Source organism: Sphingobium sp. DC-2 (assembly GCF_000722555.1).
Taxonomy (GTDB): domain Bacteria; phylum Pseudomonadota; class Alphaproteobacteria; order Sphingomonadales; family Sphingomonadaceae; genus Sphingobium; species Sphingobium quisquiliarum.
In genome coordinates this window covers 51,279-62,030 of sequence record NZ_JNAC01000162.1, presented here as the reverse complement: position 1 = coordinate 62,030, position 10,752 = coordinate 51,279, and the positions used below count along the sequence as shown (strand labels likewise).

Annotated in this window: 8 protein-coding genes and 3 pseudogenes; 4 read left to right on the top strand and 7 right to left on the bottom strand. The window is 66.6% G+C overall.

Annotated features, from left to right (window positions below; genetic code table 11):
• Positions 1-108 precede the first annotated feature (108 nt).
• Positions 109-264: pseudogene (locus ET21_RS28705) on the top strand (integrase); the annotation flags it as partial.
• Between the two features lie 121 nt (positions 265-385).
• Here ET21_RS28705 and ET21_RS0123855 read toward each other — a convergent pair.
• From ET21_RS0123855 to ET21_RS0123825, 7 genes and pseudogenes are all read right to left on the bottom strand, one after another.
• Entirely contained in the window at positions 386-1,681 is a 1,296-nt protein-coding gene (locus ET21_RS0123855; RefSeq protein WP_030541637.1) for a hypothetical protein, read from the bottom strand.
• 250 nt (positions 1,682-1,931) lie between these two features.
• A complete protein-coding gene (locus ET21_RS0123850) occupies positions 1,932-2,321 on the bottom strand; it encodes a copper-binding protein (protein WP_030541636.1) in 390 nt (129 codons plus the stop codon).
• Between the two features lie 11 nt (positions 2,322-2,332).
• Positions 2,333-5,441: pseudogene (locus ET21_RS26280) on the bottom strand (efflux RND transporter permease subunit).
• Positions 5,438-6,928: an efflux RND transporter periplasmic adaptor subunit gene (locus ET21_RS0123840; RefSeq protein WP_021243085.1), complete on the bottom strand. Its 1,491-nt coding sequence runs from the start codon at positions 6,926-6,928 to the stop codon at positions 5,438-5,440. The pseudogene ET21_RS26280 and the gene ET21_RS0123840 overlap by 4 nt, the downstream one beginning before the upstream one ends.
• Positions 6,925-8,187 carry a TolC family protein gene (locus tag ET21_RS0123835; protein WP_013039107.1) on the bottom strand — a complete coding sequence of 421 codons (1,263 nt, stop codon included), beginning with the start codon at positions 8,185-8,187 and terminating at the stop codon, positions 6,925-6,927. Before ET21_RS0123835 ends, ET21_RS0123840 begins: the two co-directional genes overlap by 4 nt.
• A 63-nt stretch (positions 8,188-8,250) precedes the next feature.
• The gene (locus tag ET21_RS0123830) at positions 8,251-8,508 is read right to left on the bottom strand and encodes a hypothetical protein (RefSeq protein ID WP_007683334.1); all 258 of its coding nucleotides are present in this window, start codon (positions 8,506-8,508) and stop codon (positions 8,251-8,253) included.
• 77 nt (positions 8,509-8,585) lie between these two features.
• On the bottom strand, positions 8,586-8,948 hold the full coding sequence (locus ET21_RS0123825) for a hypothetical protein (RefSeq protein ID WP_007406428.1): 363 nt from the start codon (positions 8,946-8,948) through the stop codon (positions 8,586-8,588).
• A gap of 243 nt (positions 8,949-9,191) precedes the next feature.
• On the opposite strand from ET21_RS0123825, the pseudogene ET21_RS28700 reads away from it, so the two are divergent.
• The 3 genes and pseudogenes from ET21_RS28700 to ET21_RS0123810 form a co-directional block, all read left to right on the top strand.
• Positions 9,192-9,545, top strand: a pseudogene (locus ET21_RS28700) (hypothetical protein); the annotation flags it as partial.
• A gap of 131 nt (positions 9,546-9,676) precedes the next feature.
• Positions 9,677-10,102, top strand: coding sequence for a heavy metal-responsive transcriptional regulator (locus ET21_RS0123815; RefSeq protein ID WP_030541634.1), 426 nt, complete (start codon positions 9,677-9,679; stop codon positions 10,100-10,102).
• A 284-nt stretch (positions 10,103-10,386) separates the two neighbouring features.
• Positions 10,387-10,752, top strand: a complete 366-nt coding sequence (locus ET21_RS0123810) for a hypothetical protein (protein WP_237751665.1) — start codon at positions 10,387-10,389, stop codon at positions 10,750-10,752.

Below are 10,752 nucleotides of genomic sequence, written 5' to 3'. Positions count from 1 at the left end.
CTGGCCCTGGGAGGAAACCCGGATGGCGCGGGAGAAGGCGCGTGCGGCGTTGGATGGGTCGCCTATGACGGCTGAGGCCGCCGGACGCGGCGCAGCACTGGCCCGCCGATCGGGCTGAACCAGGATCTGTTTGCGAGCGGAGAGGATCTGGCTGGGATCATGGATGCATTGCGGTGGAAGTCACCGCGAATGCCACTCGCCTATAATCGCAACCTTGCTGCAGAGCAGGGCGCAGCGGGCAGGCTGATGGCGAAGATCGGCTGATGGGGTCGCTGGTCGACTCGATTGCAGGAGGGCGTCGCTCCCCAAGCAACCTCATCGGACCGGCATGAGCTTATGGAGCTGGCCGGTGGCCCTTGCCAGCAGCGGCACAATGGTCCGTGTTTCAGGGAAGGGGGCTTGAGATCGCCTTGATGGCCTTCAATCCCGTTCCAAAACGAGCGATCGCGTCCCTGTTTCTCTCCAGCTCGCCATAGGGCAGATAGGCGAAGTCGAGATCGGCAATACGGCTGAAAGCCGGGCGACGGAGTTGCGCGCGAACGTCCTGCTCGCGCGCATTCGGTGCGACCAGGAATAGCCCGGCGGCAGCGTGCAGATCGCTCCCCGACAGCGCCAGATCGAGCATGCGCACGATCCCCGAGTAGATCGAGGTCGAATGTTCAACCTCGAACGCGGCGGCGACGCCGTCGCCACCCTTCGCCAGCCACAACACGTCGATGAGGCGGATCGAGTCCGCTCCGGGAGAGGTCGCAATGGCGTCTGGAAGGCGCTCGAGGCATCCCTGTCCAAGCGGGCAGCCAGCGTGAAGTCGACCGCGGTCATTGGCGGCGATCCACACATCGTAACCGAGGGCATGGCCGAGGTCGCGCAGCCAGGCCTGGATTTCGGCGTGCGTGCGATCGGTTTCGCCCTGCGCGGCGGCTGTCTTGTCGAGCCGGCTTGCCTCCGCTCTGGCATGTTCCAATCTGCCGAGCCAGTCGTCGGCCGCCGTTGCGTCATCCTCCAGCGGTGGCGCGGGATAGCGGCCCGAGCCGATATCGAACAACAGTCCGCCGATCGCGCCGAGATCGTTGGAGAGCAACTCGCGGTAACGGTCGTTGAGGTCGAGGATGCCGGCGCGCATGGCGAGAAAATGATCCCATGACCCGAGCTTCACCTTGGCGCCGGTGACGGCATTGTAGCCCTTGACGATCGCGGTATTGAAGGGCGGCACCAGCGTCGGGTGAAGGAAATAGAGCAGGTTGGCCGCCGCCGGCCCCAGCCCCTTGATCTTGAGCGCGTCTATGCTGCGGATGTGGCTGATGATCTCCTCGGCGGTATCGCAGCACGAGCAATTGTCGAGCAGGCGGCCGAACGCCCGCTGGTTGGCCGGGCTTTCGTAAATGTCTGGAATGCGCAGCTTGGGCTTCCACAGCCAAGCATGGTCGGCGCCCTTGAAGATCTGCCGTTGTTCGGCGATCGAGTGGACAACCGTTTCCAGTGACGAGCCCCGATAAGCGACGCCAAACCGCCCACTTTCGATTTCCGCGACCACCTGCTGCAGCCCACGACGGATGGAGCGGAAGTTTTTCAGCCGTTCGTCCCACAGAAACCAGGAGCGATAGGTGGCGCCGGGATCGTCTCGCCAACGACGGACAAGCTCGCTCAAGAGATCGTGATGTGTCGTGGGAAACAAGGTCATACTGGCTGGGTCATCCTGAACTGGCTCCTTGTCGCTCAGGCTATCGCGGGCAAGGGCGGCTTGCACGTTCAATGTGCGATCCGCGAAGCGTGCTCAAACTGCCGGTGATCGCGTAGGGCAACACCGCTGGCGTTGGGCGTTGCCGGTTGCATTCGTAGACCGGGCGCACACAGCCAGGCAGACGGTCGGCACGGGCGTCGCCGCCCTGGAGCGGCGACGCAACCAGCTTTTTCCGGTCGAATTTAGCGGATCACTGCTTTGCGATCGCGGTGACCTCGCCGTCGCTGCCCTTGAGCGAGAGGTCGAAATCGACCTTGTCGCCGACCTTGACCGCATCGGTGATCGACGGCGCTGCCTTGAACGCCATCGTCATCGCCGGCCATTGGGCTTCGGGGATCGGACCATGATCGAGCGTGATGGTGCCCGCCGCCTTGTCGATCGCGGTGACGGTGCCATGGCCCTTGGCCTTGATAGCGCCGCTCGCGCCAGACACCGCCTTGCTATTGTCCATATCGCCGTCCATCGTCGCAGCCGCGGCCGCCTGGTTGGTCTCGGCCGCGACCGGGGCCTCTGCCTTCTTGCCGCACGCGGCGGTCAGGACGGCAAGGCCGAGGGCCAGGGTCAGTCGTGCATGTTTCATCGTCTTCTCCTTCATAATGAAGCGGGTTGAGGGATGTGGTCGGACTTCGGTCGGCGCAGCAGCAGGTAGGCGGCGGGCAGGACGAACATCGAGAGCAAAGGCGCGGTCAGCATGCCGCCGATCATAGGCGCCGCGATCCGGCTCATGACTTCGGAGCCCGCGCCTGACCCGAGCAGGATCGGCAGCAGGCCGGCGAGGATCACAGCGACCGTCATCGCCTTCGGCCGGACTCGCAGCAGCGCGCCTTCGCGCACCGCTGCCTTGACATCCGCGGCATCAGGGTCGGTGCGCTCCTCCAGAGCGTTTTTGAGGTAGATCAGCATCACCACGCCGAACTCGGCGGAGACGCCGGCCAGCGCGATGAACCCGACCCCGGTCGCGACTGACTGGTTGAACCCGAGCAGATAGAGCGTCCAGATGCCGCCGGTCAGCGCGAACGGCAGCGTGCCCATGATCAATGCCGCCTCGTCGAAGCGGCCGAAGATGAGGTACAGCAGCACGAAGATGATCAGCAGCGTCGCGGGCACGACCAGCTTCAAGCGGTCGACCGCGCGCTCGAGATATTCGAACTGGCCCGAATAGGCGATGCTGACCCCCGGCGAGAGCCGAACCTGTCTCGCCACCGCGCGTTGCAGATCGCCAACCACCGAGGCGAGATCGCGCCCGCGCACATCGACATAGACCCAGGTCGAGGGCCGGGCATTCTCGGTCTTGAGCATCGGCGGCCCTTCGGCGATCGTGACATTGGCGACCGTGCCGAGGGTGATCTGCTGGCCCGCGGGCGTCAGGATCGGTAGCCCCCGCAGCCCGTCGAGGCTGTCGCGCAATTCGCGCGGATAGCGCACGCTGATCGGATAGCGGGCGAGGCCCTCGACCGTCTCGCCGATCGTCTCGCCGCCGATCGCGCCCGAGACGATGGCCTGCACGTCGGCGATGTTGAGTCCGAACCGCGCAGCGGCGGCGCGGTCGATGTCGACATCGACATAGCGTCCGCCGGTCAGCCGCTCGGCGAGCGCCGAGCTGACGCCCGGCACGGTCCTGGCCACGGTCTCGACATCATGGGCGATGCGGTCGAGCTCGGCGAGATCACTGCCCGACACCTTGACCCCGATCGGGCTCTTGATGCCCGTCGCGAGCATGTCGATGCGGTTGCGGATCGGCGGCACCCAGATATTGGCGAGCCCCGGAAGCCTCACCCGGCGATCGAGCTCGTCGATCAGCTTCTCGGGCGTCATGCCTGGTCGCCACTGGTCGCGGGGCTTGAACTGGATCGTCGTCTCGAACATCTCGAGCGGGGCGGGGTCGGTCGCGGTCTCGGCACGCCCCGCCTTGCCGAACACGCTTTCGACCTCGGGCACCGTCCTGATCAGCCGGTCGGTCTGCTGGAGCAGTTCGCTCGCCTTGGCGGCCGAGAGACCGGGCAGGGCCGAGGGCATGTAGAGCAGGTCGCCCTCGTCGAGGTTGGGCATGAATTCGCCGCCGAGCCGGCTGAGCGGCCAGGCCGTGGTCGCGAACACCAAAGCCGCGATCAGCAGCACGGTCTTGGGCCGCTTCATCGTCCAGTCGATCGCAGGCCGGTAGAGATCGGTCAGCCAGCGATTGACCGGATTGGCCTGCTCAGGCGGGATCCGCCCCCGGATCAGCCAGCCCATCAGGATCGGCACCAATGTCACCGACAGGATCGCGGCGGCGGCCATCGCATAGGTCTTGGTGAAGGCGAGCGGCGCGAACAGCCGGCCCTCCTGCGCCTCCAGTGTAAACACCGGGATGAACGACAGCGTGATGATCAGCAGGCTGAAGAACAGCGCCGGCCCGACCTCGGCCGCCGCCTCGGTGACGAGGATCCAGCGCGTCTCGCCGTCGAGATGCGTGCCCGGATGGTCCTGCTCCCAGCGCTCGATCTTCTTGTGGGCGTTCTCGATCATGACCACGGCCGCATCGACCATGGCACCGATCGCGATGGCGATGCCGCCGAGCGACATGATGTTGGCGTTGACGCCCTGGTAGCGCATCACGACGAAGGCGGCGAGCACGCCCAAGGGAAGGGTGAGGATCGCGACGAGCGCCGAGCGGACATGCCAGAGGAAGAGCGCACAGACCAGGGCCACGACGACGAACTCCTCGACCAGCTTGTGGGTGAGGTTCTCGACAGCACGGTCGATCAGCTGCGAGCGGTCATAGACCGTCACCACCTCGACGCCCGGCGGCAGGCTCCTCTTGAGGTCCGCGAGCTTGTCCTTGACCGCCGCGATCGTCTCCCGCGCATTCTTGCCCGAGCGCAGGATCACGACCCCGCCTGCGACCTCGCCTTCACCGTTCAGCTCGGCGATGCCGCGCCGCATCTCGGGGCCGATCTGGATCGTGGCGACGTCGCCGAGGCGGATCGGCACGCCGCCGGCCGCCGTCTTCAGCGGGATCGCGCGGAAATCGTCGAGCGTCTTCAGATAGCCTGAGGCGCGCACCATATATTCGGCTTCGGCCAGCTCGAGCACCGACCCGCCCGCTTCTTGATTGGCCTGCCGGATCGCCTCGACCGCCTGGGCGTGGGTCACCCCGTAGGCCGCGAGCTTCACCGGATCGAGCAGTATCTGATACTGCTTGACCATGCCGCCGATGCTGGCGACCTCGGCGACGCCGGTCACGGTCTTGAGCTCATAGCGCAGGAACCAGTCCTGCAGACCGCGCAGCTGCGACAGGTCATGCCGGCCGGTGCGGTCGACCAGCGCATATTCATAGACCCAGCCAACCCCTCGCCGGCAGGCGCCCCTGCACCTGGTTCAGATATTCGAGCACGCGGCTGCGCGCCCAATAGAGATCGGTGCCGTCCTCGAAGATCACATAGACGAAGCTGTCGCCGAAGAAGGAATAGCCGCGCACCGTCTTGGCGCCTGGCACCGACAGCATGGTGGTGGTGAGCGGATAGGTGACCTGGTTTTCGACGATCTGCGGCGCCTGACCCGGGTAGCTGGTACGAATGACGACCTGCACGTCGGACAGATCGGGGAGGGCGTCGATCGGGGTGGATCGTACCGCCCAGAGGCCCGCGCCGACCAGCGCCAGCATGCCGATCAGAACGAAGAAGCGGTTCTTGACCGACCAGCGGATGAGATGGGCGATCATCGGCCCGCCACCTTCGCCATACGCCGCAGCGTCGGTCCCGCCGGGGGCCGGTCGAACCCGAACCGAACCCGGTCGCCCGCCTTGAAGCCGCGCGCGATGCCCGGATCGGCGAGCGCGAAGGTCATCGTCATCGCGGGCCAGTCGAGCGCGGGGACCGGTTCGTGGCTGAGCGTCACCGCATTGGCCGTGAGCCGCTCGATCTTGCCCGTCGTCTCGTACAGCGTGGCTTTCGACCTCGGCGCGGCGATGGTCGCCGATGCCGCACCGCCGCCGATCGGCCGCGCCTCGATTCCCGACAGGCTCGCCTCGGAGTCGATCAGGAACTGCCCCGAGGCGACGACTTTCTCGCCGGGCGACAGGCCGGCAAGGATCTCGGTTTCACCGCCCGCCTCGCGGCCGATGCGGACCTCGGCGGGATGATAGCGCCCGTCGCCTGCGGCGAGCATGACGAGCGTGCGCTTGCCCGTGCGGATCACCGCCTCGCTCGGCACCAGCAGCGCCGGCTTGGCATCGCCGCCAAGCACGACGCTGGCGAACATGCCCGGCCGTAACCGCCCGTCCCGGTTGGGCAGCTCGATCCGCACGGTGAGCGTGCGGCTGTCGGCCTGCGTCGTCGGCAGGATCGCGATCACCCGGCCGGCGAAGCGCTCGCCGGGGAAGCTCGCCAGCGTGGCGCTGGCATTCTGGCCGACCCGGACATCGCCCGCGCGCGCTTCGGGCACCGCGGCATTGAGCCAGACGGTGCCGAGCCCGCTTACCTGGGCGAGCGTCTGGCCCATGGCGAGCGTCACGCCGGCACGGGCGTCGAGCGTCTGGATCGTGCCCGAGATCGGCGTCGTGATGGTCACCACGCCGTTCGGCCGACCGCTCCGCTCGACGCTGGCGATGAGGCCGTCGGACATGCCCATCAGCCGCAGCCGCTGGCGCGCGGCCGCGGTGAGATCGGGCTTGCCGAGCCGCCTGACGCTCAGATATTCGGTCTGCGCGCCGCCCCATTCGGGCAGGAGCAGGTCCGCGATCGGCGCGCCGGCGCGGACCACGTCCCCGGGCGCTCGCGCATAGACGCGGCTCACGAACCCGCCCGAACGCGCCTGGATGACGGCGACGTCGCGCTGGTTGAAGTCGATCGTGCCGGTGACCTCGAGGGCCGAGGCAAGGCTGCCCATCTTCGCCGCGACGACCCGCAATCCCAGGCTCTGCCGCGCGGCGGGATCGACGGCGACCGTGGGGGCCGCGCCGGCGCTTCCTCCGTCCGCGTATCGCGGCACGAGCTGCATATCCATGAAGGGCGACTTGCCGGGCTTGTCGAACTTCTGGTTGGGGAACATCGGATCGTACCAGTAAAGGACTTTGCCTGCCCCGGCGGGCGTGGTCGCCTCCGATTGCGGTGCCTGGCGATGGCCAGCCCAATAGCCTGTGCCGCCGGCCAGCAGCGCGACAGCCAGGATCGATGCGCCCCAGCGCAGCGCGGATTTATCGAGCGTCATGGCCGCTCCTCCCCATAGGTGATAGTGATGCGGACCGCGTCGCGCGCGACGTCGGCTTCGCGGTTGAGCGCCTCGACCTCGGCCTCCGCGAGCCCGAGCGTCGTGAGCAGCGCGGCGCCAAGGTCGAGCTTGCCGGCGCCATAGCTGTCGCGGTCGAGCTCGGCGCGGTGCCTGGCGAGTGGCACCAGCGTCTCGCGGGCATTGCGCAACCGGGAGAGATGCATGGCATGGTCTGCGAGATCGGCGTCGAGCTGCGCCACCAGCTCGCGGCGGATCGCCTCGCGGTCGAACCGACCCCCTTGCGCAAGGCTCTCGCTTGCAGCGATCCTGGGGTTCTGGCGCTTGCCGGCGAACAGCGGCAGGTCGATCGACACGCCGACCGAGGCCATGTCGCCGTACATGGGATCGCGCCGGCCATAGGTGACGCCGACCTTCCAGTCGGGGCGCTTGTCGGCGCGCGCGAGACGCACGTCCGCTTCGGCGACTGCGATCCGCGCGTCCTGCGCGCGCAGGGCGGGAAGCGCATCGATCCCGGCCCGCAGCCGGATCGGATCGACATCGAGCATCGGCGGGTCGCCCGTCGCCTGCGGGTCGGGGTCGCCGGTATAGCGCGCGAGCCGGGCCCGCGCCTGCGCCACCACCGCAGCCATCTCGGCGCGGCGATCGGCGATGGCGGCGCGGAGCTGGTCGGGCTCGAGCGCCTGGCTCGGGCGCGCGCTGCCCGACGCCAGGCGTGCGGTCACGGTCTTCTGCAGGTCGTCGAGGCTGGCATCGAGCAGGTCGAGCTGCCGGAGCCGGCGTTCTCCATAATAGAGATCGACCCAGGCGAGGGCGGTCTCGAGCCGCACGTTGCGGCCTTCGACCAGCTCGCCCGCCTCGGCGATACCGATATCGGCCGCGGCGCGCGCGGCGCGTGCATGGCGCTTGGCGAGATTGGGGAAGGTCTGGCTGAACCCGATCGTCGCCATAGTGAAATCGTCGCGCGTGAAGCTGCCGGCATTGGGGCCGCTCACCGGGAAGTTCTGCAGGCCCAGGTCGAGCGTCGGATCGGGCAGGCGATCGGCCGCGACCGCCGAAGAGCGGGCGCCGGCTGTCGCCGCCGCGCGCGCCTTGAGGCTTGGCGCGTTGGCGGCAGCGAGCCTCACTGCCTGCTCGTAGGTGAGCGGGCCGGCCGACACCGGCACGGCCCAGGCGCTCGCAAGCGTCGCACCGATAGAGAGCAACAGGCGTCGCACAGCGCGCCTCGGCATCATGATCATGGATATCATCCCCTCATGACAGAGGCGGCGCGCCAAGATGTGACGCGCCGCTCCGGAGCGGGTTTAGCCCTTGTCCGACCTGACTGCGCCGCGCATGCAGTCGGCGGCGCTTGCCTGCATCATCGCGCAATCGCAGCTGGCCATGTCCCGGCTGTCGGGCACCCATATGCGGACACGCGCAGGGCCAGTCGCCCGCGGACCATATTGCGGCGCCGACCGCCATTCCCAATGGCCTTGCGGCGTGCGGCTCGCGTCGGTTGCAAGCGCAGGCGCGGCGAGACTGAGGGCCGCCACAAGGGCGGCCGGAAGCAGTTTGATCATCACGAAAACCTTTGACTGAAAAGAAGGAAACCGGGCGCGCACGCATCGATCGATGCGCGCAGCCCGTGCTCGTTCAATCAGGCAAGGCTGGTGGGAGGATCCGGCTCGGGCGCAACCGCCTTGCCGGTCAATATCGTGTCGGTCGTCCAGAAGCTGGGCGCGTCGTAGAGACGCGCAGGCGCAACGCCGCCTGCCAGGTCCGCTGCGACCAGCGGGATCACGCACCCCATCGCGGCGATGCAATCGAGCGTCAGGCCCTTGCAGGGCTTTTCGCTGGGCGCAGGCTGCTGCTTGGCCATCATCGCCATGCAGTCCGCATCCATGCCCTTGGCCAGCGGCGCGCCTGCCGCCTGCGGCACGCTGTGCGCGGCCGCCATCTGGGCTCCGAAGAGACCGGACAGCGCTCCGATGACGAGCAGGAGGGCGAGCAGGCGTTTCACGGGCCTCGATATCTAGCGGGTTTCGCGGGCGCAGCCAACCAAAGTCTCGCGCCGCGCGGATTTTGAAGTGCTGACGGCTGATTCCGTCAACTCCGCGTCAATAAAGATCCGGCCCGGGGAAGAAGATCGGCTGCGGCCTCTACGTATATCGAGGCTGGACCCGGGACCGTAGTCCCAAGCCTGAAGAGACGCTCTTCCCCTCGGCAAAGTCCGGGCGGTGGCTTACCATCCAAGGAGGTGAATATGGTCAGAAAAACTCTCATGGTCGCGCTTGCCGGCATTTCGATGCTTGCTGCCGTCCCCACTATGGCCCAGAGCATCGGGCACAGCTTCTTCATGCGCGGTTCGATCGTCGACACGGGCAACAACGGCACCGTCGTGTGCATTGGCAAGGCCGACGGCGCCGAGGTCGGCCAGAAGCTCGAGGTCTATCGCGTCGTGACCCATCCGGGTCCGTCCAAGGGCGTGGCGCCGACCTATCACCGCCAGCTCGTCGGCCATGTAACGATCGACCATATCTTTGACGATCACTTCGCGCACGTGTCCGTCGCCGACGGCACGCCTGCCAAGCACGACATCGTCGAGCTTCGCAAGAACTGGGCGGCACGGGCTGCCCTGATGCGACGCGTCGGGGCAGCGGGCCGCCGGCGACGAGGAGACCGTTCGGGGTCAAAGCGAAACCGCTTGACCCTGGACCGTGGTCCAACCGGCATGATCGAGCGGATGACATGGGCAATTTCAAGATCGGCGAACTGGCCGCGGCCGCAGGCGTGGGGCGGGATACGATCCGCTATTATGAGCGAATGGGCCTGCTGCGCGAGCCCGCGCGCACGGCAGCGGGCTACAGGCTCTACGACGCGACCGACCTCGAGCGCGTCAACTTCATCCGCTCGGCGCAGGAGCTTGGCTTCACCCTCGATCAGGCCCGGCAGCTGCTGGCGCTCAGGGCATCGGACACCGCGCATGCGCAGGCCGTGCTCGATATCACGCTCGCCAAGATTACGGACGCCGAAGTCCGGCTCAAGCGCCTGTCCGATATTCGCGACATGCTTCGATTGCTTGCCGATGAGTGCCCGGGCGAAGTTCCTGTTTCCGATTGCCCTATTCTCACGTTCCTCACGGAAAGGCGGAGAACTGATCACCGAAAGATATAAGAGCAAACCTCGCAGGAAGAACAAACACCATTATTAAAAGGGGATTTATCATGACACGAATACATATAGTGGCTGGGATTGTTCCAGCATTGCTTCTGGGCGCCTGTGCGACGACGCCGCCTACCTCCGCACAGGTCGAAAGCTGTAGGGCCATGGAGGGCGATATGGGTCTCCAGACACGTCATGACCATGGCGAGATGAAACAGCAGGGTCGTAATCCCATGAACCTGTCGCACGATCAGTGCCGCAAGATTCTTCGCCAAGCCCAATGATTTCTGCTCCGGGTGGCTCACGGCCACCCGGAGATTCCTCCAGTACGAAAGGAAGAAGCAATGGTCGGAAATCGAAAAGCCATACTGTCGCTAATCAGCGTTAGCCTGCTCTCGATGGCGGCGCTTTCGGGCTGTGAGCGCAAGACCGATCAGACGGTGCCGGCTGCGGCCAACAGCGCCGCACCCGCGGCTGGCGCTGATAGCGTAAATCCCGCCGGCATGGATCATTCGGACGCCATGGCCAATGAACAGGAGATGGAGCGGCATCACCAGCAGGCCATGGACCATGATGCGATGCGCCAGGGAGGCATGAACAGCAGCGCTCCGAAGACCGAGCCTGCGCCTGCGGATTCGGCGATGCCGATGAAGGACATGTAA

Excerpts from the sequence above, each read along its gene's own strand:
- ET21_RS0123815 (WP_030541634.1), top strand. The coding sequence starts at position 9,677 with ATGGGCAATTTCAAGATCGGCGAACTGGCCGCGGCCGCAGGCGTGGGG.
- ET21_RS0123830 (WP_007683334.1), bottom strand. The coding sequence starts at position 8,508 with ATGATCAAACTGCTTCCGGCCGCCCTTGTGGCGGCCCTCAGTCTCGCC.
- ET21_RS0123840 (WP_021243085.1), bottom strand. The coding sequence starts at position 6,928 with ATGACGCTCGATAAATCCGCGCTGCGCTGGGGCGCATCGATCCTGGCT.
- ET21_RS0123855 (WP_030541637.1), bottom strand. The coding sequence starts at position 1,681 with ATGACCTTGTTTCCCACGACACATCACGATCTCTTGAGCGAGCTTGTC.
- ET21_RS0123835 (WP_013039107.1), bottom strand. The coding sequence starts at position 8,187 with ATGATCATGATGCCGAGGCGCGCTGTGCGACGCCTGTTGCTCTCTATC.
- ET21_RS0123850 (WP_030541636.1), bottom strand. The coding sequence starts at position 2,321 with ATGAAACATGCACGACTGACCCTGGCCCTCGGCCTTGCCGTCCTGACC.